The sequence below is a fragment of the Brevibacillus reuszeri genome (assembly GCF_001187725.1).
GTDB lineage: Bacteria > Bacillota > Bacilli > Brevibacillales > Brevibacillaceae > Brevibacillus > Brevibacillus reuszeri.
Genome location: NZ_LGIQ01000007.1, coordinates 849,076 through 875,427, shown reverse-complemented (window position 1 = coordinate 875,427; position 26,352 = coordinate 849,076). Strand labels below are relative to the sequence as shown.

The window sequence follows — 26,352 nt, the reverse complement described above, 5'->3', positions numbered from 1 at the left end:
AAACTGCCCTCTCGTATTAGAAAGTTGGCTTGTAGGTGTTTACAATTGGCTTTATTCCCTGCTGCTCAAAGTGTTTTAAAATCTCGTCATATTGCCTGTCATCGCATGATAAGAATTTGCTTGTTGTTACTCTAAAGCCGTTCTTTTCTTCCACATGGTTTAATACTGTATCAGGCAGACTGTGCCAACCTTTATACACCAACAAAGTTGAATAGAAGAAATTATAGTATAGTGTTCTTTTATTCTCAGGTTTGAATGTCAATTTCACAGCGTTTTTATATTGTGCGTAAGTTGTAGGAGTTACGCTATCAAATGTCATTCTATTAGTGACCATAGATCCAAAGTCAGATACATAAAACAGTGTGATTTTTTCGCCTTGTTGAATGTCTGCATCTTTGAATTGCTCTTGTATTCCGTCCACCTCTTGTAGCAATTTATACATGCTTACTTTTAGAGGTTCTATGTCCAATTGTTGTACAATTCTCTTTGTTAATTTCATGTTGTATTGCTTCAGTCTCTCTTTGACCGCTTCTTTGTACTCTATCCAGCTTTCGTTTTCCCATGTCTCTTTGATATCCAAATCAGAAATAACACTTGTTGATATATCTTCTAATTGGTCAGCTTTTTCTTTTAACTCTGTGATGTCTTCATCGTTTAAAACCTGCACATATGTAAACGTCTTTTCAATTGTTGCATTATCTGTTAGTCCTACATACCTAGCATAACTATGCCCTTGTGCATCAATAACAAATTGCAATTTGTTATTGAGATATACCGCAACTCCATACAAATTCCATTTTACAGTTTGCCTTTCATCGTTATCCATGTTATAGAAATCAGTCATAGAATTGATTCTGTTGTCATCTGTATAACTTCCACCTGTTCCACTTAGAAAGTCAAAATCATGTAGAAGCATATCAGAAAAGTATGTTAAAGCTTCTTCGCTGTTAAAATGGACTTCTTTTGTAATCTTCACGTTTTCAAGTGAATACTTGCCCTGTTCAACCTCTTCTTTGCATTCATTAATTGTATTATTTTTATTTAGATGAGCAAATTCTGATCCGAAAACAAAATATTGCTCGTTACCTTCAAGAGACATTACGTCTACACTATTGTAAATGAACTCCTTTTGTTTTTGCTCCTCTTGTTGACGTTTGTTGAATTCAATTGTTTCTAATTCTCTTTGTTGCTGGTACTCTTTCCACTCTTGTTCTTTTCTCTCCTCTTCAGCTCTTTCAAAGTCAGCAAGACTGCTATCGAATTCACACATGTCTTTTTTATGTGCTTCTGTTACATCTGTTTGGGTGTATTCCCAATGAATTGAGACAGAGCCGTAAAAGTTGTAGCAACTTCCATAATCTCCATATGGATCATAATTCGTGCAGTACTTATAAGCGCTTAAAAGCTTGGTGCAATACTCTCTGATTGCCGCTATGTATGTGCTTTCTTTTTCATATGGGGAAGATACGATATAGAAACGAATGCTGTTATAGTCGCTAGTGATTGAGAATTTACATTGTGGGAATCGTTTTCTAACATGTGTACGGATTTCTTTTGCCATTTCCTTTGTGGACAGTTTTTTGTTGGTTTCAATATCTGTCCATTGAATTGAATCCCACAAACTTAATTTGTTATTTTTGATTTCAATAACGTTATTTACTGCTTCTGTGCTTGCTTTTTCATTATCTGCTGTGAGGCTGTTAGCAATTTGAAAGGCCTTTTCTGATTGCTTTGTATACCAACACTTCTTAAATCCTGACCATCTGAAACCATTATCGCTCAAGGTATCGAGTACTTTTTGCATAGGTTTAGAATCAAAATATACCTCAATCCCGTTCAGTTCTTGGTTGATCTTCATTACTGCTGCTGTCATTTCTCATCCACTCCCCAATATGTATTAGGCGTTTCTTAACTGTCTTTATTGTATCATATATTTTTAATTATTACAACATATTTATAGTATTTTTTTGTGTATAATTCGCACTATTTACAATCAAAGGTAGATTTTATTCAAATAAAAAAGACCAGCTTTGTATACTGTCATAAAGAAAAGATATATTTCGGACGAATAACGCTAAGGCGTTATGCGGACGGGCGAGGAATACCGCGTTCTTTGCGGTATGGGCTGATCAAGCCTTGTTTAAAGTTGGCTGACCACAAAGGTTTGAATGTAGAAAATAGTTGTTCGTTTTGAAATGGTGTTGTGGTGAATCAAAAGTTGAACATATAGTTCCCTATAGCTTAAATTCATGTCGACATCTCTAAGGAACAACACCTACTTTTCCCTTTAGTGTCAAGGGTTTTATGATCGATATATTGCTTTTGGTGCAATAGCTATACTTAGTAAGTTTTATATACCCCCCTTTAAGGGTACGGTGCCTTAAACCATTGGTACATATAGGTTTATTTTTAGTTTTAGTAAATCGGTTTTACTAACTTATTTTAATTAATATCATTCAACCAATTAATCAGTAATCGTCTCATTCTGCTACTCGGTATGTATAAAGTAATTTCTCTCCCTTCTCTAATTGCACTTCTCCATAGCCACTGAAGCATTTCTGAGGTAGCGAATAAATCTTCATTCACCTTTACACCCTTATCATGAAAGAATCCAGTAACATAAGGCTTTAGATACATATTGATTGTATTGTATATGCTAGATGTTTCTTCTCTTTAAATTCATTCGTGGCTCGTGCGTTACATGACACGAATCCCTTAGAATAACCTCTTCCTTTCACCTTGTCTTTGAAGTGTTTAAAGGTAGTCCACATGGTTTCTTCTGATTTGGCTTTAACTTTATTTTTGAAATAATTTTCTGTGTTATTTTTTAATACCTTAATGCTTTCCTTCCTACTTCTATACCAACTTTTAGACAAGGCAGTTTCCAATTCGCCAATATCATTTAAGTTACCTTCATATATTGCTATTTTAGATTTAAGGAATGCTTTCAAGTCTTTATCAGTATGGCTATTGTCCATCTTCTTAAATGTATATAGATCATTTTCCTTTATCGCAACGTATTTCTCATATTCAACTTTGTATAGATCATAATAACATTTTTGAATCTGTGATTCGAATAGATAAGTAAGAATATACACTTGTTGAAATGATTTGAATACATCTACTGGAAATGTCCAAATGAAAAAGGTGTCACGGTAATAGATCAATGATTTATTGATTGCCATTTCTTTAATATCATTATAGCGTGAATCATGGTGTAGTTGATCCTCTCTCCAGCAAACAAACCCTTCATCATCTATATAGATAAAGTTATTAAATAGGTTTTCGACATCACCTGTCTTTAATTCCAATTGTTCGATTACATTCATTACCTCATCTAGTATCAAGACGTAATTGCCTGACTTAATTAATTCTCTTGTTTCTTCATTTGAACGCTGGAACAATGCGTGAGTAGATACAATGTTTTTCTTTTCTGCTAGTAGTTTATGAAGTGAATCAAACTTATTTTGAAACTCTCCATCAACAGTTTTATATTTAGGCTCATGGAATCTCTTTGAGTTACACTGTGATTTAATACGTTCAACCTCTGATAAATAAGGTGTGATGAATATGTAATTGTGGTCTGTATCCTGACTCAATAGATTAATAGCTGCTGAAGTCTTCCCGCTTCCCATGATCGAATCGACCACTTTGATTTTAGGTGATTGCATTTAATCCCTCCTACTTCCCATGTCTGAAGAAACCAATTACAGAAATGATGATTGTTAGAATACTGATTGCTATTATCGCTTTAATAAACAGGCCAGTTAGAGTGAATAGATTGAAGAGGATTGATGAAGCTACAATGATGAGGAATAGATAAGTTAGTTTAGTGCCCATGTGACATTCTCCTTTCTAACTCATATCATGATTGCTTCTTATATTGTAATACCTGTTTAATAATACTTAGAACAGCCACGATAATAAATGCTGCATCACTAATCCATATCCATGATGGTGTTGCTTCAGCAGAGAAGCGAACAAGAATGTATATGATTGTTAATGTGTTGAATGTCGCATCAAGGTTAATTTTCAAATTGTACACCTCTTTTCATAAAATGAATAATATGTTATGTTCTATGATATACTTTATAAAAGAAGGGAAGGCTTTACCACCTTCCCTATGTAATTAGTGGACTCAGTTAGCGCTTCCTTGTCTTGGTGGGACGTTGGTGCTTCTGAGTCTTTTTACTGTTCTTCTCTTCCTCCTTTCGTTTCTTTCTCTCATGTAGCAGTTTTTCGATCTCCAGCACTGTCTTATATCCTATTAGGATAACAGAGATTGTACTGATGATATAGAAAGTTTGTGCGTCCATTGGTCACCTCCTTTCTATATGAATATTATAACATTATTTCGGTTTGTTGTGTAGTTTAATTTTAGTTATTAATAGATATTTGTTTATATGTATTTCTCTCAATGTAAAATGTAATCTGCTTATTGATATATGACAAGAATAGTTCAATTAAATATGAGTCTTTGTGATAGTACGGATTTTTATTTACCACCTTCACCCAGAACCTATAGTTGTTATCTATTAAGGATTGAAACTCATCGTGTGATAGTATTTCATTGTTAGATAGTTCATTGTATTTGGCTGTATGCTTGCTTATATCCTGTTGCCATTGAGTGTGAGTTAGTTGTTCTGGATTGTATGTATTGAAATATAATATAGATGGTATTTCTTGTTGATCTATCTTTATATTGTCCTCTTCCATTGCTTGTTCTGTTGATGATGAGAAGTATTGTAAATCCACTGGAATGACTGTTGTAAGTCCCTCCTGTTGTATGATAGATGGATCAAAGTCACATGATGTGCAGAAGTTATATGCTTCATCGTAGGACGAGAATGAACGGTTGAAAGCTGTATAGGTTGTATTTTCATTCACTTCGTCTGTAGTGTTAATTTTAGTTTCAATTGTATTAGTTGTAGACTCTTCTTGTTGTTCAGATACTACTTCCATTAGTCGCTCCTGTTTGAGTTGTTTAGCTTCCCCCTTTACTGTCTCAATCAGATTACTATCCATCATAGCACATTGATCCAGAGTATAAACCAGATTCATCATAGCAGAAAAACGTTTGTAATGTTTACGTGTTCCATTTTCCAGTATGATATTACCAGACATATCATAGAAACTGAAGCGACCGATAATGTCAGTATAGAACCATCCATTCTCTTCTACTTCTGCAATGATGTTAACTTGATATGGTTTATGCTCATCTTGTTTGAATTGGATATGAGTGTACTTTTTCATTATGTGTCCGCTCCCTTTGATTGCTTGTTATATAAATTATAACATGGATATTGATCATTGTATAGTTTATTTTTATTTAATATACATGTGAGATTGAATGAATGATGACATGTGCCTATTAGATATTCAGTTATGAGAACAAAAGGCAAGCTGATTAGACTCGTTATTCATTGTTAGATATGAATTGATTAGTGATGCGTACAATGAATGAGTCAAGTGAAGCAATCATGCAAAGTTATAATAGGTAATTTCTATCGGATGTTGATATGGTATAGATAATAACTATTTAATCACTTCGACTAGGCTCAACCTGTTACCCCGACGATTGTTAGGACGCTAACTAGTTGAGTGAATGGCTGCTCACCATTTGAAAATTTTTAAATGAACAGTGGATCATGATGATAGAATGATTGCTAGTTTGTTTATATAGTGTCCAATAAGTTAAAATAAATGTGCAGATAACTATAACTAAATATAAGTAAGGTTATAGCCACCTGTTGTAAGCCTTATATAACAAGGGGTGGGGGGGATATTTTACATTCTAAAAGGAGTGTAACTTACTAAAAGTTAGCTTAGCACATCCATCCACACACCAAGGTTATTTTTCACTTTTACCCTATTCCCCTACTATTTTCAAATCTCTCCGACTCCAATAAAATTTTAACTATAACTAAAAACATATTTCACTTTCACTTCACACGCTATCGTCATCTCAATCGTAAAACCCTTATACGCCAACACTTTCTCTCACCTCAAATTTCACCATTATCCCTCTACTCTCCTATAAATCACCCAAAAACCCTTGATATATCTACCTTTTCACGATACACACTCAATTTCACTCAACCAAGGGGGTGCATTTTACATCAAAAAGTCCTAGAATCCCTTGTCTCACATAAGATCTATCGATATACAGATAATCGCACACGATGAGTGCTTATCGTGTGGACGTTTTATCTCCCCATAAATACCTATTGTCTTTTCATTCCATACATTTTATGGTAATACATAGAGCTCCTTTTTACATTTTAGAATAGTGCTCTTTAAGGGGAATCAGCGAATGGAAAAGGGTAAATTGTATCTTATTGGCGGTATTTGTGGACTATTCCTATCAGTAATTTTGAGTGTTGTTTCAAGTTTTGCAATCATTTTTGTGATTGGAGGATGGGACCCAAATATACCTATCTGGTTTTTTCTCACTAGTTTTATCCCATTTATCATTATCTACAGCATTTTAGCTGTCAGAATTACAGCCTTAAACACAAAGAAGCGTTCGATTATGGCAGCTTTCACTGCACTTTTGATTCTTCTCTATGCAGGATCTATAGGTGCTTCATTAGTGGCATCTTATAAATTTGGATATCAAAACGTTAATATTATGGGATATTTTCAATATGCACCAATCTATGCTTTCAGTTTACTTCCTGTTACTTGGCCTGTAGCATACTTCTCGTTCATAATATTGGAGAGTGTTGTGGAGTGGAAAACTCAGCAGAAAGTTTAGCTAATATATTTATATAAACAACACAAAAAAGAAGCTCAGGTATGCTATCTATTTACCTGAGCTTCTTATATTTTATATGAGGCCATTTGAGCAGCCTTAGTCAACTTTCCTATTCAATCTTCTCTTTTCATCTCTTAATCTAATTCGCGCTTCTTCTTTCTCTTGCGGAAACAGATAGTACTTTCCATGACCTTGTTCAAATTTACTTCTGTTCTGGTCGTAGTGTACGTCATTTTCATAATAAAACAGAATCCCTTTGACACACATACTATTAACTATCTTCTCAGCAGTCGTATTCCCTTTACCTAGTAATGCTCCCCAGTTCTTCTTATTCCTGAAGAATGGTTTAGCATATTCTCCTTTTTCACACATCTTGGCAACATTGTGAATGGCGATCAATACATAAATTTCATCTGGATCATTTGTTCTATCCAAAATAAATTCAGGTACAGGTTGAAAACTCGTTCTGTCATCGCCTTCCACGTATTTTACTGGTTCAATTGTAACAGTAATTGGCTCATTCGAATCCTTTGGATCATCATATTCAATAATTCCTTTAACCTTTAAGCTCTGCATGAGTTCTTTTGCAACAGCAGCGTTCTTTTTCTTCTCTGATACATTGGTAAACGGGAGTAAATGCCCCATCAGATTATAAGTGGTGACATTCACACCTTTAAACTGGGAGGTGAATATCTTCAAGATAATCAATGTATGCAATTCTTTTGGTGTTAACTGTTGAGGATCGCTCTCTGTGTAGTACTTGTTATTAAGCAAGATGAATTTCCCATCATGATATGTATCATCACCAGTATTATATTCAGACATTTCTCACCACCTCATGATGTAATTTTCCCAAAAGGAGCGCATTGCGCGACTAAATAGATATGGTCATTATTTTTTATTTAATTTATACTAATTTCTTAATTATTATGTCGTCCAACTTTGAACCCCTTTCGGGTAGTGATTTTTATTAAATTGAAAATATACTACCCGTTTGGGGTAGTATATTGTATATCACGCATTTTGAGATACTAGCAGCTCCCATAAGAATGTATTTCGTTGCATATTTGCTACCTTCTTAACTGCTCTGTTGATCACATTGGCCTGACATAACATAAACACATGCTCTCTTGCTCGTGTGATAGCAGTATAAATTAGATTAGCATTCAATTGATATGTGTGTGACTTGTCAAATACCACTACTACAGCATTGGCAGCACTTCCTTGACTTTTATGAATTGTAATGCAATAAGAGTGCAATATGGTATCTAAGTCATTGAATCCAATAGGAACCTTGGCAAATCCATAATCAATAACCATTTTATTATTTTCTGAATCTATCTCTATAATTTTACCTAAATCTCCATTAACAACATTCGTCTTCTCTCCATCAACAGTTTCTGTATCATATAAATTCTTAGTGTTGATGATGCTGTCTCCTACTCGATAGAATATCCCTGTACCATATTCATGTTCATTCTTACTTTCACATTTAGGATTCACTACTTCTTGTAGTACATTGTTTATAGATATCGTTCCAAGGCCCCCCTTCTTTGTTGAGGAGAGTACCATTATATCATCTGGATTATATTTCTCTAGCTGCTTATTGAAACCGTACCTATATCCCCCAACCATCTTTTCTTGTGGCACAGAGTAGAAATCTAAGTCAGAACCAAAAAGGACATGTCCTGTAAAATCACTTTCAATGAATTGTGTTCCTTCACGAATTTTAGTGGCAATATCTAAGATACCACCTTCCTCCTGACGAAATACTTGATTCAATTCAGTAACTGGTATCTGCTTGCTGCTAATGATGTCATGTAATAAGCACCCAGCGTCTACAGAGGGTAGTTGAAATGGATCTCCAACAAACAATATCCTGACATTTGGATGCGTACAATTCCTCAGCAGTCGACTAGCCAACACTACACCCAGCATACTAGCCTCATCCACAATCACAAATTCCTCAGTTATCTCACCCTTTAAATTAAGGCCAATAGCTCTATGTATGGTTGTTGCTTCTTCGTCTATATAATTGCTTAGAATCTTTGCAGCCTTACCTGTAGGGGACAAGAATCGATATGTAATATCAAGCTGTCTTAGTAGATTAATGAGCAACCTCTGCATTTGTGACTGTCTGCATAGCCAATGAGAAGATTAACGTTGTTTGACTTAATTTTGTATAGAAAATCTTTTTGTTGTCGGGTTAATTTTATCTTTAATGATTCTTCCTGCTCTCTGATGAATAAATCCACATCAAAGTTAAGCTCTTTAGATTCGTTTAATAAATCCACCAATCTTAATGCTATGTACTTTTCTGCTTCATATGTTTTCTTGAGTGCTACTTTGTCATCAATAATGACTAGGTTATCATGCTGCTTAACTTGTTCAATGATTAAATTCTGCGGCAGTGATAGCAGTTCCTCGGTCGTTTCTATAAGTTGATGGGCTGAAATATAAGTATGTCCATTGAATTGATCTTGTTCAATGACATATTCAATACCAGCTCTAATCCTAAATGGACTCGTCTTATCAAAATTCATACTCTGTGCAATGGTGTCGGCCTTTAGGAATCCAACTCCAGAGACATCAGTTAATGAGTAAGGATTTTCCTCAACCTTCTGAATAGCTAGTTCAGCAGATCCAAAATGACGGATTAGCTTAAGAATCAGATTGTAGGTGATATTGTAACGACTTAAACTTGAAAGAGTCTGCTGTATATTTAGATTTTCAAGCACCCTCTCCCGAATGCTTTTATATGTTACCTCCCCCACTCCTTTAATCTTCTTATAGTCAAGAGTGTTATCCTGAAACAACTTAATTACATCTTCATTTGGATAGACTTCATAGATGGCTCTAACTTGATTATCAGTCAGAATTGTTTCAAGATAGGCTTTCTGTTCGCTAACACTTGATGGTAAAAGCTGCATGATGGACTTTACTTCATAAGTCACTCCATACTTTGCGTGTAATTTTTTCTCTAATGTTGCTTTGTAGTTTGCATTTATGTTAAGTCGCGGCATGTTTCCAACAATAGTAAATCTACTCCTATGGTCAAATTCAAGCCATTCCCAATCTGAGCTCATGCAAGAATAGACCCCAAAATTACTCTTGTCGCTATAAAACTTTTGAGCATCTGGCGTTAGTTCAACTTCAATAACATCATTATTCAAATAATCACTCCCTTTTATTTCGGTTGTTTTTATATTACTGTATATTTTAATTTAATTCAAGAGGAAAGACCACCTAGTTCTTCCCTCTTACCAAGGCCATTAACACCCGATTCTTCACAAGGCTGTCATTTTTGATAATTGCCAACAGCTCATCTTTGCTCAAATCATCCAGGGCACTTTCATTAAAGTTATGTTCAATCAGTATGCCTGCCATACTTTCATAGTCTCTTTGCTTGTTCGCATAGTGCTTCCATAGCGTTTCAATGCTCTTGTGTCCTGACTGAGCCATTGCTGCTTTTAGATCTCCATGTTCAACCATCAAGTCAATTAAGAATTTACGTATTGAATGGAAGCTGACTCTCCTGTCTTCTGTGATACCTAATATCCGCTTTAAAGTATCCACTGTTTCAAAAACTGTAGTGCTTCCCATTTGAAACACTCTGTCTGTGAGCATAGCCTCGCCCTTAGTGGCATAAATACGTTGGTAAAATTGATCTGTGATGGGCATTTCTCTTACTTCATTACCTTTATCAATTGCACGAACAACCCAAACACCAGCTTTCACCTTCTTGAAGTCCTTCCATGTAATGGCGAGTAATGCATCCATTCGAATTGATGTCTTCCATCCTAATTCGATAAGCAAAGACTTCTGCAGGCCATTCGGTAAAGTTTTAGCAAGCTCAACCATCTGCTCTATTTCCATTAGTGTCATATATCCAATTTCTTCAGAATCATTTTCAGGTAGATCATCTAAAGCAAATGCCATTTTGTCTACATTATACTTTGCTCTTTCCAAATAGCTATAAAGTGATCTTAAAGAATCAATCATTCTATTGATAGATTTGTTTGCATACTTCCGTTCCGCATCTGATTTCTTTCTTAGGCCCCTTAGATGGTTTCTATATTTCAGTACATCATCAATTGTGAACTCTAAATCACTTGTATCTAATTCGTTAAGATTCTTATTTCTAGCATACATAAAGAATAATTTTATGTCTTTTTCGTATGCCTTCTTCGTATTTTCACTTCGATCTCCCTTATACTCTAAAAACGTTTGAATAGTACTATATACGCTTTTGTTGTTAAGGCCAGTAACATTGTTGATCATGGCGTTCATTTTGTTCACTCCTCCTATGTGGTCTATAACTAAATTATATTCAAACGGTTAGGTTTGTCAATATAGAACATAAAAATAAATAGTTATTGACTATTACTGAGTGAAAATATACAATAAAAACAAGACAGGGAGGTGAATAAATGATCGAAGTTATGCAAAACAACATTGATAACATTCTTATGTGTCTCTATGGACGTTCTTCAAGCAAATCCCATATTGAATATGTAGGTGATGCTAACTATGAAGACTTTAATGATTATGTTGAATACATATATGACAAACGAACTTAATGAGTAAAAATATAAAACCACATAAATAAAGTAAAAACAAACAATCTAAGGAGGTGTCCACTGCTATGTTTTATTGTGGTTTTGGTAGCAGCATCTATATTGAACAAAAAAGTGAGCATTGTACAAGGTAAGCAGTTGTCAGATTTTAAAAGTATTGATGAGTATCTTCTCCATACATACGGTGAAAAGAAATTAGCCCAATCTTTGGTAAATTGTGAACCTACATTTCTAGATGTTATTGGGTACACTCTTGATAAACGTGGATTTGAAACAGTAGAAGCCAATTCATATGAACTTGAGGAAATCGAAGTTATGATGGTTGGAACATTGGAGAATGTTGAGGAGGACAGTTATTGCTAACATGCAAGGTTGGAGAGACAATAATTAACTGCCATGACAACAGTTACGACAAGTACACTTTAAAAAAATGGTCAGACAAAAACAAACTAAAATGTCCAGATTGCAATAAAACTTACGAATATTGCCATGGAGACATTGTACTTCCCTACTTTAGACATAAAGAAAAAAGCAAGGAATGTGACGAGATTTATTCTGAGCCAGAGTCCGAGGAACATATTAAGGGGAAAATGATCATTCATAATTGGCTACTCAATATGCAGAATCAAGGTATTATTAAAAATCTACATCTTGAATACTACTTACCTTCAACTAAGCAGCGCCCTGATATATATTTTGAATTAGAAAACAACAAGTATGTCATAGAATTTCAATGCACCCCCATTGCAACCGAATATTTCGAACGTAGAGAATTGTATAGGCTTGCTGGAGTGAATGACCTTTGGATTCTAGGGATGAAGAAGTATAACCTTGTAACAAATGGCTCCTCTATAAGTCACAGCTCATATTACAAAACGATTGAAAAACATAGCAACATATACTTGGACGTTGACAAGTTATGTTTTTATGTTAGCAGTTCAATGATCAAATCTAAATTGCCATATAAGTTGATTTATCTAAATGATTATTATGGTCTTGCGATTGACGATTTTGAATTCAGTAAAGAATCCAATTCAATTGTTGTGAAACAACATTCTATACAAAATCTTATTGAAGATGACATGAACGCTGCAATGCTAAAAAGAAAAAAGTTGGAGATCTCTAAACAACTTGACTCGGTAATTCATAAGGTAGTTGATAATCTAAATTCATTCTTCCAGACTAATATAGACGCAACGGCCAAGTTTCATCTTGGTAGTAGTAACAGACCTTTATATCTTAAATCGATTTTATTTGAAAACAAAAACTCAGATCGTACTATTTTCATAAAACAAGATAGCATAGATTATTGCAAAAAGATGTGGAAATCAGTTGTTGTTGGCAGAGGGAAACGTGGTGGCCCCAAATGGGGTCAAAGAATAGTACACAGTCAGATAAGCAGCATAAAGACTGATGATTTAGATGCAAGCACAATATGCAGATTCATCACGAACGCAGTAATTAACGACTTTGTAAGTTATAAGAAAAAGCACGATAAACAACAACTAAAGACAGAAATAAATGCAATAATGCATGATTTTCTTGATTCAGAAATTGTCCTTACACTCCCAACAAAAGAGGTGAGCAACAATGTAAGATTTAAACTTTTACGTGGTTTTTCTCAAACAGATGAGTATATGAGAAACATATTCATTAATGAATTAAGGTTTTTAAAGCGCAAAAAAGTTGACAAGTATGTATTTATGATTCCAAATTATAACCCAAAAATAACATCATGTACTTCATACCATCACAATCTGATAAATTTTTTTATATCGTATGGATTCACAAATGTACGAATTTTAGATGAAAGTGAGGAGTCATATTGATTAAACTTCAACAATTTTATGTATTCAAAATTTCAACATCTAGATTAAATGAGACAAATTGTGTTATTGATTATCTCACTGTTCAGCAGGCAAGGCTCAATGGAGAGATTGTGCAAATTGGTGACAACCAAGTGTTCCGCTCAATAAGGAATATACGAGGAATCTCCCCTAACTCAGACATGATCAAGCGTTTATTCCAAGAGCGCAATCATTTGAAGAGTCTCCCCTCTTCAAATGAGAATTCCATAAAAATTGTAGAGATACAAAATGAGATAGACAAACTTTTATTTATGCCAGATATCATTAATGTAAAAGTTGATGATAAAAAGGTGTATAAACAAATTTTCAAGAATGGGTTTTATGTTAATGGCATCAAATTTCTACGGCTAAGTAGTGGATCAGGACAATCAAGACGCAGCATCGCATCATTTGTAAATGTAGAAATCAAAGATGCGTTAGAAAGAAAATTAAATTGTGGTGTCAACATTAAAAAAATCAATGTCGCCAAATACAATGCTTACTTTGGATTGCACATGTCTGCAACCTATCCAGTGAGAACTCCAAGGGTTTGTGTGATCCCAGATTGTGAAGCTTATAAGCTGCGCAAAACTGTTGACTGGGTTGATGACGAGGAAGAGATAGTTGGTGGAAAAAAGACAACAAAGCGAAAAATTACTAAGAAAGAGATTGATTTTGTTCCAAACATGTGGGATGGTCAAGGTTTAATTTCACCTGAAATGGCGAAGCTTTGGCAGGATGATTTGGAACTTGACTACCTCCCCTCTCAATTTGGAATTAGAAGTGCCTTTATTAAGGGGATGGTAGTTGTTTTTGATTTTCACAAGTTTGCAAAGAATGTCGCCAACACCGAGAAAATCATAGACTATAAAGGTGACGAATGGGATGTTAAAGACATTGATGTGCTATTGAGCGTCAGTCAGTTCAAAATGCATAAATTTTACAGTTCTTGGGGCGAATATGTGGACTTGCATAAGCATCATGGACATTCTTGGGGTGTAACTAAAGTAAATCCAAAAGTAGACAAGACAATGAGCCTGTTAAATTATCAATACATACAAACTTTAGATTTAGACAAAGAAAAGATTAGCCAATTAATTCAGTTCACCAAGGATTGGATAACAAAGATTTGCAATGGTGATAAATTATCCACCCTCCTCTTTTTGTTGGGTTCATGTAAAGATTCAGACACCATCGCAGAAATTTTTGATAAGACAAATAATGAATATGTAAAAGCAATTTTGTATAATGACCAATTACTCCAAGACCCATATATCAAGAAAACACTATACGAAAGTATCTCAACCAAAATCGAAGAGGCGAAAATCGGAAGGCTTTGGGTGAATGGAAATTACCAAGCGATGATCAGCTGTCCTTATGGGCAGGCACAGTGGGCTTTTAGTCATCATAAAGATTCCTATGATATTACTGGGCTATTGAAAGAATACCAACACTACTCTCACTTTTGGAATGAAAAAAAGGTCACTAAGGTAGATGCTTGTCGCAGTCCAATGGTAGATTTTCATGAACATAACATTTTAAATTTTGTAAAAAACGATTCAACTCAAGAGTGGTATCAATACATTAACTCTGGAATCATTTATAACTTGTGGGGCGTTGATACGATTCGACATTCTGACTCTGATTGGGACTACGACATTGTATTCACTACAGATAATCGGATTATGTTAGATTCTATATACCCCAATCAAGATGTCATAACCTATGATAAGGTATCTGCTCCGAATCAGCATCTGAACAGCACAAACATCTTGAAGACCGATTTAAGAAGTTTTGATTCCAAAGTTGGCTCAATCACCAACTACTCCACCACTTTTATTGCAATGCTTGCCAATTTTAAGACCGACTCTCCAGAATATAATGAATTACTCAATCGAATTAAGCTGTTAAGGCGGTATATTGGGGATTCAATTGACCAAGCAAAAGGCATAAAAATGAAACCATTCCCCACTGAATGGAAAAAGCGTGATTTTTTAATAGAAAACGATACCGAAGAAGAAAAGAAACAGAAATATTATCACAATAGTCTCGTTGCGGATAAGAAGCCATACTTCATGATATATATCTACGACAAAATTAGGAATGAATACAGGGAATACAAAAAGAAAAGTGATCGAGCTTGTAAGGAAAAGTTTGGATGCTCTTTGCATCAACTATTAAGAAAACAAAATAAAAGTAAGCAAGAAATGTATTATGTTTCTGATTACTATCGTAAAATGCCCGTTATAAAAAACCAATGCATCATGAATACTTTATGTGGAATGATTGAGGAAGTTGATTTTAGCTTTAAAAGGCCAAAAAATGAAGAAAATACAATGGAGATGTTCGATATCTTGTATGATCAAACAATTGCGTTAGATCAATACAAATTAAATAAACTCATCGAACTCTACAAAAAATACAAGAAAAAAAGGCACTTTAAACATAAAAATAATGTGCTTAAATACATAGATTTTGAAACTAATGATGAAAATGAGCAAGATAAACAAATTCAAGAGTTTTATGAGGAGATAAGGAATGAAGCATACTCCATTTGCTCAAATGACAAGGAACTAGCAAATCATCTTGTATATATCAATTACTATTTAGAGCCAAGTGACCCAAAGGATTTTACATGGGATATCGGAATTCAAGGCATAATTAGCATTTTGCAGGATAAAAACAACGGAGTTGTTCAACTTCCAATGGCAGATAGAAATGGAACTGAGTATCTAGGTCAGAAATACAGTTTAAGGGATGTGGTTGTTTGATTATATTTGATGAGAAGAAATACGCAGAGAATATGTTGAAAGGTGGATATTTAACTAAACATAAAAACGTATATGAGTTACACATATTAGCAAAATACTACTTTCAACTAGGATACTCTCATGAAGATGTAAAAGGACACCTTATTTCATTTTGTACTCAACACAATGAATATTTTAATAAGGATGAGTGGTATAAGATAATCAATACCACGGTGAAGTCTGCAACTAAGGCAAAATTCATCACTGGTAAACAAGTCTACATCACTCATTCAGAGTTGGAATATTTAAAACAACTAGATAAGCTGAATGAGCAAAAAGTAGCTTTTGTATTGTTAGTTCTTTATAAGTTCTATAATTATAAAAAGTTTGACGTTAGTATTGAAGATATATTCAGGCTTAGTAAACTAAACCTGAATTCCAAAACTAAACTAGAAATATTGCAGTCATTAACTTCAAAAGAACTGGTCGACATTACTATGGGGGGCAAACGATGGGTTAAGTTTGCTGATAAAAGCACCTCCCCTGCACTGGTTATAGATAATTTTGAGGATTTCATCTTTACATACTTGAAATTCATTGGTGAAAAGATTGGCGAGTGTACAAATAGTAACTGCAATCGTCTCTTTAAGCATACAGGCAAGAACCATAAAATGTGTAGCGAGTGCAACAAGGAGTATCGTAGAAAATACAAAACAGAAAAACAACGTGAATATAGAAAAAAATGATTGTGTGGACACTTTTATATTGTCGTTATCCCTACAGCCACAAGGCGTTGCGCATTCACGAGTCTATTTTTGTATATGGAAGTAAGTAAAATAATAGACAATCTCTTTTATTAAACACTTCTTCTGATTAAAATATCTGGGAGGATTATATACATGAATAAGACAGAACTAATTGCAAAGGTAAAAGAAGTACTCTCCACTGAAGAACGCAAGATGAAGAAAGAAGATGCAACCAAAGCAGTTGATGCGGTTCTCGACGCAATTGCTGATGCACTGAAAACGGGTGATAAAGTCCAACTGATCGGCTTTGGTAATTTCGAAGTTCGTGAGCGCGCGGCTCGTAAAGGTCGTAACCCGCAAACTGGTGAGGAAATTGATATTGCAGCAACAAAAGCACCTGCTTTTAAGCCAGCTAAAGCACTCAAAGAATTAGTGAAATAATACATAGATGAACGTGAATGCTCGACTGAGCAGTTTCTGATTGAGAAGGATTGTATGCGACCATTACCGCATGGGTCTCCGCACCCTGCGCAACTGAGTGCAAAGTAATGGAGAGTTAACAGGGGATTGGTGAAATCACCTCTCCCCTATTCACTTCACATTCGTAGATAAGCTGTTTGCTAGAATTTGACAAGCTTTTATAATAGTTGTATATTAAACTCTCAATTGCTATATTGTGTGAAGATTTCTTTCCTAAAACCCTTCGAGGAGGAGTTATATATGGAAATATCAATTACAAGAGGTTTGTCAGAATTGAAATTACTCGATAAAAGAATACAAAAAGGTATTAATGAAACGACTTTTATAACTTCTGCTATTGGTCAGAAACCAGTGTCTGGCTATACTGCGACAAAGGAATATGAGCAAAACACAGAGAAAAATCATCAATCGATTGTTGACTTGATAAAACGCAGGCAAATAATTAAATCGCAAATTGTTGAATCAAATGCTAAAACCAAGGTAACCATCAGTAGTAAATCAATGACTGTTGCAGAAGCAATTGAACGAAAAACCTCAATTCAATACGACAAACTACTGCTAGAAAAAATGAGAAGAGATTATATCCATGCTGTTAATCAAGTTGAATCAAAAAATGAAGAAGTCCAGCTTCGACTAGACAAATTACTCGAAGCGAACTTCGGCAAAGATTCGAAGGTTAAAGATTCGGAAATGGATGCAATCTCTAAGCCATTTAAGGAACAAAACGAAGCAAAGTTAGTTGATCCATTGAAGTTGAAAGAAAAAATTGATACTCTAAGTAAAGAAATTGATGAATTTGAGAGTGAAGTTGATTTTATCTTAAGTGAATCAAACACGATCACAAAGATTCATCTTACAGAGTGACCGAATATACTGCTAACCATTTGAATAACTGATAGACTAGAGTCCCTTGCCTAGTGGGTTAACTAGGCAACAAACCTAAGAGAATCTATTGAATTTACAAATGGATAAAAGCTCAAAGGTTAAAATTTAAGTTTCAAGGTTAAAGTATCAAAGCTCTTTAAATTCAAAGATCAGGACTTAAGAATTAAATTTCGATTAAATCTCGGAGTATTGGTCGATAAAGTATGCTCTATTGACTTTTCAGTAACCACCGAGCTAAATGGTTAGCAATCAATCTTCTTTAGAAGTAGAGATATGTTGAGAGATTCTTATTCTCGGCATATCTCTACTTTTTTATTTACTAAAGAGTAGATACTTACATATAACTAATTCAATTATGGGAGGTAATTGATTATGGCAAAGGTAACAAACTCAATGAGTTTCCAGTCGTTTGAAGTTAATATGACTGATGGAATCATCACTGAATACAAAAAAGATGGCGAGTTTCCATATAGTGTGAAGAAGCTAGTTTCAAGTTTTGGTGAGGATTCTACGTTATCAATTTCACTTAAAAATATCAAACGAGAACACCTTTATCAATTTCTTACTGTGCTCGATGGCGTCTCTGATTTAGGGTTGAGCATTAAATTAGAAAACGGACTCGAAGAGTTGATGCCAGATGATGAAGACTCAAATGAGTCACATGAAGAGTAAGGAGGGACTTAATGACTACACTCTCCCCTACTCTACAACGACTTCAAGGCGAAACCGTCAAAGCATATAAAATTAGACTATGTGAAAACAAGGATACATATCAGATTAACTGGAACCAGATTGCGGATCTCATCAATCAAGAAACTGGAGACAATTTTGGAGAGTCAAAATACCGAAAGTGGTATGTAAATTACAAAGAAGGCTATGAGGACGCCATGATTAAGGGCACCAGCAACCTTTCTAGTGCGATTGAGGATCAAACATACACTCTCCATAAAGAGCGAATCAAAAACCAAACAATTGGTGTACATATAAATCGGATTGCCCGTGAAGACGCTCGAAAAGAAATGCTCATTGAAGAATTTACTCGCGCAGTCAAAGAGAACTCTTTACAACCACCAGAATTTCACTCACTCCCCTACTCTACTGGGGATAAAGGTGCTGTACTTGGATTTGGTGACGTACACTTTGGTAAGATTTTCGAGAGTGTAAATAATAAATACGACGAAGAAGAGGTACGGCTACGTCTTGCAGATTTGTTCGTTCAAACTGTAAATAAAATTAATCAGGAACAATTAACCCATCTACATATCGTAAACGGTGCAGACAATGTTGATGGAATCGGACTTCGCATTAGTCAGTTAATGAGTCTTCAATTTGGTCTTATGGATCAAGTCATTCGCTATCAACGTTTGATGGTTGAATGGCTTAATCGTTTATCTACCCATGTGAAAATTACATATCATCATGTCCCATCATCAAATCATACTGAGATTAGGCCACTTGGAACTAAGGCAGGTCAATTTCCTAAAGAGGACGTTGAGCGTCTTATTGCGACATACATCCACGATATGCTGGCAAATAACCAGCGGATTGAGGTTCCGCAATACAAGGATGACTATGCTCGTTTTGAGATTTGTGGATATCGTTTTTACGCAAAGCATGGACATCAAATCAAGAATGTTAAAACAGCACTTAAGGATTTATCTATGCTACATCGCGAATTTATTGATTATCTCATTCTCTCCCATTTCCATCATGCAGAAGAGATTACAGTTGGTGAGGGTGAAACAAATGACTGTGAAGTCATTATTCTTCCTTCTGTAATGGGATCTGACAAGTTCAGTGATAAGTTGCTGACCGGTGCCAAAGCTGCTGGCAAGATGTTGATTTTTGAAGAGGGCAAAGGAAAAGTCACTTCACATACATTAAAACTTAACTAACATCGGAGGCCTATTTTGAATCAATTTACTGGTTTTCATTTTGATAAATGCCCTTGTGAACCATGTTGTAATGATACTGAAACGATTAGTATCAATCTGCGTGAAGCTGAAGATATCGTTTCAGAGTTCTTCAGCAAGTTCGTTAATGCTACATCTGAACAACAGTTGCATACTCTCTTACTAGAATTCTATGATGTAGCAGGAGATAACGAAGTAAAGCACTATATTGATGAAGATATCGCACGTAAAATGGGTGACTTGTACGAAATTGAAGTTGGCATTCTAGATGAAGATGGTGACTTAGCAAACTGCTGTAGTCAATGTCACTGTAAATAATCCCATCAAATATTAATTTTATTCAGACCCGTTCGGACATAGCCGCAAGGCAATTTCCCCTCTTAAGAACTGTCTATCACTGTTTGAGTAATCCCCTATTCAAACAGTGTCTAGGCAGCTTTTTGTGTTGCCTAATAGGGATAGGTGTGAACTGACAAGAGGCAGTCCTCCCCTCCCTCTTCCCTATTCTCTTTTTAGGAGGTGTTTGCTATGGCTCGTACTACAGAAGCAAAGACGAGTAAAAAAAGTACAGAATACAAAACTTGCATAAAATGCAACAAAGAAAAAACTTTGAAGTATAAGTTTTACTCAACTGTGAGCGATTTATATCCAGATAAAAAGTATCCAGTCTGTAAAGACTGTATCGTTGCAAGACTGCCACCAGCAAATCCTGATAGTCTTGAGTATATTGAGAAGGTAAGGTCAATTCTCGCAGATTTAAATAAGCCTTTTTTGACTCAAATATGGCTAGTGTCAATCGAAGAATCCAATGAAACAAAAAAAGACCTTTTTGGCATTTACATGAAGAACTTGGCTCTTAACTCAAAGGATTTAACTTTTAAAGATAGTGACCATACTTCTCTATCTCAATCTACTGAATTTGACGATGTGCCAATCAGTGAGTCTGTATCTGACGAGACAGATTTTAAAAATGATGATATTGAGCTCACTCCTGAAGATATGCAATCTCAAAAGGATACCGTTCGTTTACTAGGATATGATCCATTTGCAGGATATTCGAAACTAGATAGAAAATTCTTGTATGCTGAACTCATCCCCTATCTTGATGAAGATACCTTAGAGGATCAATATAAAATATCAATTATCATTCAAATACTAAATAACAATAATCAAATACGTAAGATTGATCTGCTTATAAATAATTTAAGTTCTGACGAGAAAAAATTTCTTTCAAATAGTGGAGACATTAAGCAAATTATCGAAAGCAATGACAAACTCTCTAAGGAAAATGCCATTGCCATCAAACATCGTGGCGATAAGAAGGCTGGTCGTAGTACATTAGGGTATCTAATGAAAGATCTTCGTGAGCTTGGCTTTGAGAATGCAGAAGAAGATTATTACGATATGAAAAAGGCCTATGGAATGCAGATTACAGCAGACATAAGTAACAAGAGTATTCTTTCCCAGTTGAACTTTGATGAAAAAGACTTGGAAGATATGTTAAAAGAACAGCGTGACTTGCTTTTAAACTATCAGGATAAAATTATGGAATTAGAAGAGAAACTGCGTCTCGCAAATGAGCAAATTCTTGAATTGAAAAAGAACGGCAGTGATAGTCAATGAAAAAAAGCCGTTCAAAAGATATATTGTCTCAGCGAAAAATTGACTTATACGAGAAGAATTCAGAAATCATTAAGTTCTGGCGTAGAAATCCAGTAATTGCTTGTGAGCAGATATTGGGAATTAAATTATTAGATGCACAAAAATACATACTTCAAGAATCATGGACTAAGCCTTACGTATTGTGGTGTTGCTCTCGTAACTTCGGTAAAAGCTTTCTTGGCGCCATTTTCATGATTCTTAAGTTTTTACTCTTCGAGAATCAGCAGATATATATTATTTCAAGTGTAGGCTCTCAATCACAAGAGACATTTATGAAGATTGAAAAGATCGCTAAGCAGCGAATTGAATCTACTAAGTCTCTAAAAGACATCTTTAGAACTGAAGTTGTCACTAGTCCTGCTAATCAGGATGGTTTTACACACAACCCCGCAAGTTTTCATACCATGTCCTATAATGGCAGCGAAATATTCACTCTAAATGGCAATCCTGACAACAACAGATCAAAGCGTGCTACTCTTGTTTTCTTTGATGAGGCTGGTTTTTCCAGTGACGAGATTGTTCTCATCAGTGAAGCTTTTGCAACACAAGACAGTAACTTTGCCACATCTACTGATGAAGGATTTAACCTTGATACACAGCGAAAAAAGAACCCTACTCAATTGATTTATGCCTCTTCAGCAAGTGATATTGACACGATTTTCTTTAAAAGATACAAAGAGTTTTCTAAGAAAATGTTCTTGGGGGACACTCGATACTTTGTTGCAGACATCCCTTGTGACATACCATTGAGTCCTTTAATGGATGGAGAAGTTCACCCTCCCCTACTGAAAAAAGAACAAGTAGAAAACGCAATGAAGGGCAATCGAGAAAAAGCAAATCGTGAGTATTACAACCGATTTACCACTGATGGTGGCGACACACAGGTATTCAAGCGTGGTGTGTTGGTTAGAAACTCTATCCATCAACTTCCTGAGCTATTTAACTTAACAAATAGAGATAAGTTTGTTTTAGCATTCGACCCTGCTCGTAGCTATGACAATTCTATTTGTTCTGTTATGAAAGTAATATATGACTCAAATATTGGCTGGATGGGTGAAATCGTGAATGTTGTAAGCATGATCGATGTTGAGAAGAAGAAACGAACGCCCATGAAGACCCCCGATCAGATAAAATACTTCAAAAACATGCTTCTTAACTATAACGGCAAAGCCCCTGATTACGAAAACATTCTATCTGTCATGTTCGATAGTGGTTCTGGTGGTGGCGGCATTAGTGCATTTGCAGATAATCTATTGGACGATTGGGTAGATGACAATGGCATGTTGCATAAAGGTTTGATTGATCTTAACCATGAAGAGTACAAGGGTTATGATAATAAATACCCTAATGCAGTAAATAAGTTAAGGCTTATCTCCCCTAAAAAGTATAAGAAGCAGATGGTTGAAGAACTCAAAGAACTTTTAGAATTAGATCTAATCAAGTTTACGAAAGAATATGATGGCAAGGGTTTTGTAAACATTGCTGTTGATTCAGAAAAAGAAAAAAATATCAAGGAACATCATTTGACCATCGAAGAAGAGATCGCTCTTGCTAATATGGACTTAATGAAAGAAGAGACGGTTGCCATCCATAGAATTAAATCATCTAACAACAATTACAGCTATGAGCTGCCCAAAGACAAGGAAAATAAGATTGGTGATGATAGATTCTATACGTTGTTAATGCTTGCCCATTACTTATATGAGCTCAGAAGGGAAAGTATTACGACAAAGCAGTCAGTTAATATAGATTGGAGCACAGCTCCACAGTGCGTGTCATCGGTAACTTTTTAACGCAAGGTGGTGAATCAATGACAAGTGAAAAGGAAGATTTTAAAGTGGTTATCGCTTCAAAGGCTGATGAGGACACCATTGTTCTAACTTCAGAAGGGCAATCCCAACAATGGATTGAGCAAGCATTTTTTAACTTTAATAATAACTATCATCAATACTCATCATACCTAACTGAATCATCGTTGGGTAAGACACCTATATCAAATGACACAATCGATGACCTTGCAGATAACCCACAAGGAAACTTAGAAAAGGTAAAGAAGATAAATGCATATGCTCGCTACTTTATCAATAAGGATGATTTAATTGGTAAAGTATATGAAACCATCGAGAGCAACATAAATACTGATATTAAACTATCATATAGGGATTTTTCTAGTAATCGCAATAAGCAGAAGCTTTTAGAAAAGGTCAAGGTAATTATCAATGACTTTAATAAACAAATTAGCATAAGAAACTTATTGAGGAAATCAATACCTCTTGCTTATTCTGAAGGCAACTATCCAATGTACTTAAGGAAAAATTGTGGTGGAAGCTATGTTGTGGATCATTACCCTTTAGGTGTAGTGGAAGTAAGTGATTATGATATCGATGGTGAACCATGCCTATTAATGAACATCAATGAACTAAAGAGCAGATTACAAAAGATAAATAAGAAAACAAAAAAAGGTAAGAGCCTGTTCTTTAATAATGCAGCAGACGAAATCAATAGCGCTTATCCGCCTGAAGTTGGCGAAGCATACGCCAATAAAGAGTCATACACAAAACTTGATATTAAGCACTCAGGTATATTGAGAGTGAACAACATGGGACGCAAGTATGGGGTGACACCAATCTTTCGGACTTTTGAATCTGCCATGATGCTCACTACTTTCGAAAAAACAGATAGGGTTAATGCCAAAGCTAAAGGTAAGAAGATCATTTTTCAGAAGCTACATAAAGAGATATTAGGAAAAGATTTCGATAAACAAGGTTTTGAACAAATGGCATATGCTCATGATTCTCTCATGAGAGCATGGAAAAATGAAACAGTTATGTATACGGGTGCTCCCTTTGTTGAGGATATCAAGTACATTGAGCCAAATGTAGAGAACATTAATATCAATAATGTCAACTACTATAGAAGTAAAATTATGACTGCTTTGGGAATTGGCTTTTTAAATCAGGATTCAAAACAAACTTTCACTGTTGCAAACATATCAATTCGGGAACTGATGAAAACAATAAATAAAATCTCTGAACAACTAGAAGATGTTCTTGAAAAATGGTACAAAGTTGTCCTTCAAGAAAACAATATCCCTATTGAGTTCTGTCCAACTATTGAAGTCATTGATAGTGAGCAACTAGAGAGTGAGATAAAGTTCAAACTTGCAGAAATTCTATTTAGTAAAATGAACGCGAGTTATTCTACTGTATTTAGTATATTAGGTGTTGATTTGGAAGATGAGAAACAGAAACGGGCACAGGAGAATAGCGAGGGTCTGGATGAAGTATTTAAGCCTCGATTAACTGCGTATACCAATTCGAGTAAGTCAAGTGGTCGTCCAATTGATAATAATGATCCAGACAAGCAACTTGAGGATCAAAACAGAAGAGGTTCTGAATGATTGAGCATGTTAAATGTCCATGCTGTACTACTCCACTAATTTTAAACATTGATGAAAATCCCATTGATGTGGTCACATCTGAAGAATTAGACTCTCAACTTGACAATTCAAACATAATCAAGGATTTATTGAAAAAGCATGACATTGAATTCGGCTAGAAAGGTGGTGATATATTGAACAAAGAGATTATCAAAATTATTAGCACTCATAACATAATCATTAGTGAATCAGACAATAGCGATACCCTTGATGCCAAATTCATCATTTGTGATTTCGATCCAAACAAAAATGATGTTATGCTAAATCGAGACACAATTGACACTTGGATTGATACTTTACAGATAAAGCCCTTAGTTGGAAAAGTCATTACTAAGAGCAATGGGACTCAGGATTTTTCTGGGCACAATGTAAAACTCGTGAAGAAAAAAGATGAAGACGGTAATGAATATACAGATGTTGAATTCGATACTTCAGCGTTTGGAAGTTTCTATTCCTCTTCAATTGAGGCAATTGAAGAACAAGATTATATTGTTGCCAACGCCAAGATATGGAAAAGATTTTCACAAGCATATGATGTAATCAAGCGAAGAATTGATTCTAAAAAAGGGATAAAAACCTCATGGGAAATTCAAGTTGTCGAGAGTCACTATGAGACCATAAATAATAAACAAATAAAGGTGATTGATAAAGGCGTGTTCATTGGACATGCTTTGCTTGGTGAGAGCGTAGATCCTGCCTATGATTCTAGTGGGATTTTACAAGTTGCGTCTGTAGATGAAATTGACAATGAACTTGCAGAAGCTTTAGCCAGTGATATTAAAAATAAAGTCGTTTCAGATGAGGAGGAAAATGAATTGTCTAAGAAACAAGTGGACACTTCTGCACTTACGACAAGGGATTTGCATCAAAAGGTGTATGAAGCGCTGAACCCAAAAGGATGGAATAGCAATCCCTATTATTCAGTATGGGAAATCTATCCCGAAGAGCATAAAGTACTTGCTTATGATATTGATCGATCTTCTGAAGATGAGTATATGGTATTTACCTATTCGGTATCTGAAGATGCTATCTCTATTGGTGAAGGCACCGTTACAAAATTAAGCAAAATTTTAGCTGAAAAAACCAACGTGAATATTAACGTTGATCTAAATGAAACCGCAAAACTCCTGAGTGAAAAGGAAGTTCAAATCAAAGCACTTGAAAGTGAAAAAACCAACCTTACTGCCCAACTTAATGAGAAAATTGATGCGCTTGTTTCGGTAAGTGACACTGTTGTAACCGTCAAGTAAAATTGAACACCTTTTGCTAATTAATTTTGAACACTTTCGTGTTCAA

Annotated in this window: 22 protein-coding genes; 15 read left to right on the top strand and 7 right to left on the bottom strand. The window is 35.1% G+C overall.

Annotated elements, in window-relative coordinates:
* Window positions 1–16: 16 nt before the first annotated feature.
* The 3 genes from ADS79_RS13975 to ADS79_RS13965 all read right to left on the bottom strand — a co-directional run bounded on the left by ADS79_RS13975 (window position 17) and on the right by ADS79_RS13965 (window position 5,253).
* A complete protein-coding gene (locus ADS79_RS13975; RefSeq protein ID WP_049738987.1) occupies window positions 17–1,873 on the bottom strand; it encodes an LPD29 domain-containing protein in 1,857 nt (618 codons plus the stop codon).
* A gap of 754 nt (window positions 1,874–2,627) precedes the next feature.
* The gene (locus ADS79_RS13970) at window positions 2,628–3,671 is read right to left on the bottom strand and encodes a hypothetical protein (RefSeq protein ID WP_307725643.1); all 1,044 of its coding nucleotides are present in this window, start codon (window positions 3,669–3,671) and stop codon (window positions 2,628–2,630) included.
* 706 nt (window positions 3,672–4,377) lie between these two features.
* Window positions 4,378–5,253, bottom strand: a complete 876-nt coding sequence (locus tag ADS79_RS13965; RefSeq protein WP_049738986.1) for a hypothetical protein — start codon at window positions 5,251–5,253, stop codon at window positions 4,378–4,380.
* Between the two features lie 1,060 nt (window positions 5,254–6,313).
* Here ADS79_RS13965 and ADS79_RS13960 point away from each other — a divergent pair.
* Window positions 6,314–6,757, top strand: a complete 444-nt coding sequence (locus tag ADS79_RS13960; RefSeq protein ID WP_049738985.1) for a hypothetical protein — start codon at window positions 6,314–6,316, stop codon at window positions 6,755–6,757.
* 96 nt (window positions 6,758–6,853) lie between these two features.
* On the opposite strand, the gene ADS79_RS13955 is transcribed toward ADS79_RS13960, so the two are convergent.
* The 4 genes from ADS79_RS13955 to ADS79_RS13940 all read right to left on the bottom strand — a co-directional run bounded on the left by ADS79_RS13955 (window position 6,854) and on the right by ADS79_RS13940 (window position 11,047).
* Entirely contained in the window at window positions 6,854–7,582 is a 729-nt protein-coding gene (locus ADS79_RS13955) for a hypothetical protein (protein ID WP_049738984.1), read from the bottom strand.
* A 189-nt stretch (window positions 7,583–7,771) separates the two neighbouring features.
* Complete coding sequence (locus ADS79_RS13950; RefSeq protein WP_049738983.1) at window positions 7,772–8,884, bottom strand: ATP-dependent DNA helicase; 1,113 nt, start codon at window positions 8,882–8,884, stop codon at window positions 7,772–7,774.
* Window positions 8,857–9,930 carry a helix-hairpin-helix domain-containing protein gene (locus ADS79_RS13945; protein WP_049738982.1) on the bottom strand — a complete coding sequence of 358 codons (1,074 nt, stop codon included), beginning with the start codon at window positions 9,928–9,930 and terminating at the stop codon, window positions 8,857–8,859. The genes ADS79_RS13950 and ADS79_RS13945 overlap by 28 nt, the downstream gene beginning before the upstream one ends.
* Before the next feature lie 73 nt (window positions 9,931–10,003).
* On the bottom strand, window positions 10,004–11,047 hold the full coding sequence (locus tag ADS79_RS13940; RefSeq protein WP_049738981.1) for a tyrosine-type recombinase/integrase: 1,044 nt from the start codon (window positions 11,045–11,047) through the stop codon (window positions 10,004–10,006).
* Between the two features lie 140 nt (window positions 11,048–11,187).
* On the opposite strand from ADS79_RS13940, the gene ADS79_RS35290 reads away from it, so the two are divergent.
* From ADS79_RS35290 to ADS79_RS13875, 14 genes are all read left to right on the top strand, one after another.
* Window positions 11,188–11,337 carry a hypothetical protein gene (locus ADS79_RS35290; RefSeq protein WP_161807283.1) on the top strand — a complete coding sequence of 50 codons (150 nt, stop codon included), beginning with the start codon at window positions 11,188–11,190 and terminating at the stop codon, window positions 11,335–11,337.
* Between the two features lie 99 nt (window positions 11,338–11,436).
* Window positions 11,437–11,697, top strand: a complete 261-nt coding sequence (locus tag ADS79_RS13935) for a hypothetical protein (RefSeq protein WP_141261147.1) — start codon at window positions 11,437–11,439, stop codon at window positions 11,695–11,697.
* Window positions 11,691–13,163, top strand: a complete 1,473-nt coding sequence (locus ADS79_RS13930) for a competence protein CoiA (protein WP_049738979.1) — start codon at window positions 11,691–11,693, stop codon at window positions 13,161–13,163. Before ADS79_RS13935 ends, ADS79_RS13930 begins: the two co-directional genes overlap by 7 nt.
* A complete protein-coding gene (locus ADS79_RS13925) occupies window positions 13,160–15,952 on the top strand; it encodes a hypothetical protein (protein WP_049738978.1) in 2,793 nt (930 codons plus the stop codon). Before ADS79_RS13930 ends, ADS79_RS13925 begins: the two co-directional genes overlap by 4 nt.
* On the top strand, window positions 15,949–16,677 hold the full coding sequence (locus tag ADS79_RS13920; RefSeq protein ID WP_049738977.1) for a hypothetical protein: 729 nt from the start codon (window positions 15,949–15,951) through the stop codon (window positions 16,675–16,677). Before ADS79_RS13925 ends, ADS79_RS13920 begins: the two co-directional genes overlap by 4 nt.
* Window positions 16,678–16,830: 153 nt before the next feature.
* Window positions 16,831–17,118 (top strand): HU family DNA-binding protein, encoded by a 288-nt coding sequence (locus ADS79_RS13915; protein WP_049738976.1) that lies wholly within the window; start codon window positions 16,831–16,833, stop codon window positions 17,116–17,118.
* A 279-nt stretch (window positions 17,119–17,397) separates the two neighbouring features.
* Window positions 17,398–18,021, top strand: a complete 624-nt coding sequence (locus ADS79_RS13910) for a hypothetical protein (RefSeq protein ID WP_049738975.1) — start codon at window positions 17,398–17,400, stop codon at window positions 18,019–18,021.
* A gap of 393 nt (window positions 18,022–18,414) precedes the next feature.
* Window positions 18,415–18,714: a YonK family protein gene (locus ADS79_RS13905; RefSeq protein WP_049738974.1), complete on the top strand. Its 300-nt coding sequence runs from the start codon at window positions 18,415–18,417 to the stop codon at window positions 18,712–18,714.
* Window positions 18,715–18,725: 11 nt separating this feature from the next.
* The gene (locus ADS79_RS13900) at window positions 18,726–19,937 is read left to right on the top strand and encodes a hypothetical protein (RefSeq protein ID WP_049738973.1); all 1,212 of its coding nucleotides are present in this window, start codon (window positions 18,726–18,728) and stop codon (window positions 19,935–19,937) included.
* Window positions 19,938–19,952: 15 nt separating this feature from the next.
* Window positions 19,953–20,273, top strand: a complete 321-nt coding sequence (locus tag ADS79_RS13895; RefSeq protein ID WP_049738972.1) for a hypothetical protein — start codon at window positions 19,953–19,955, stop codon at window positions 20,271–20,273.
* A gap of 210 nt (window positions 20,274–20,483) precedes the next feature.
* Window positions 20,484–21,578 carry a hypothetical protein gene (locus tag ADS79_RS13890; protein ID WP_049738971.1) on the top strand — a complete coding sequence of 365 codons (1,095 nt, stop codon included), beginning with the start codon at window positions 20,484–20,486 and terminating at the stop codon, window positions 21,576–21,578.
* The gene (locus ADS79_RS35850; RefSeq protein WP_049738970.1) at window positions 21,575–23,410 is read left to right on the top strand and encodes a hypothetical protein; all 1,836 of its coding nucleotides are present in this window, start codon (window positions 21,575–21,577) and stop codon (window positions 23,408–23,410) included. The genes ADS79_RS13890 and ADS79_RS35850 overlap by 4 nt, the downstream gene beginning before the upstream one ends.
* A gap of 17 nt (window positions 23,411–23,427) precedes the next feature.
* Window positions 23,428–25,017: a hypothetical protein gene (locus ADS79_RS13880; RefSeq protein WP_049738969.1), complete on the top strand. Its 1,590-nt coding sequence runs from the start codon at window positions 23,428–23,430 to the stop codon at window positions 25,015–25,017.
* A gap of 173 nt (window positions 25,018–25,190) precedes the next feature.
* Complete coding sequence (locus ADS79_RS13875) at window positions 25,191–26,306, top strand: hypothetical protein (protein ID WP_049738968.1); 1,116 nt, start codon at window positions 25,191–25,193, stop codon at window positions 26,304–26,306.
* Window positions 26,307–26,352: the final 46 nt, after the last annotated feature.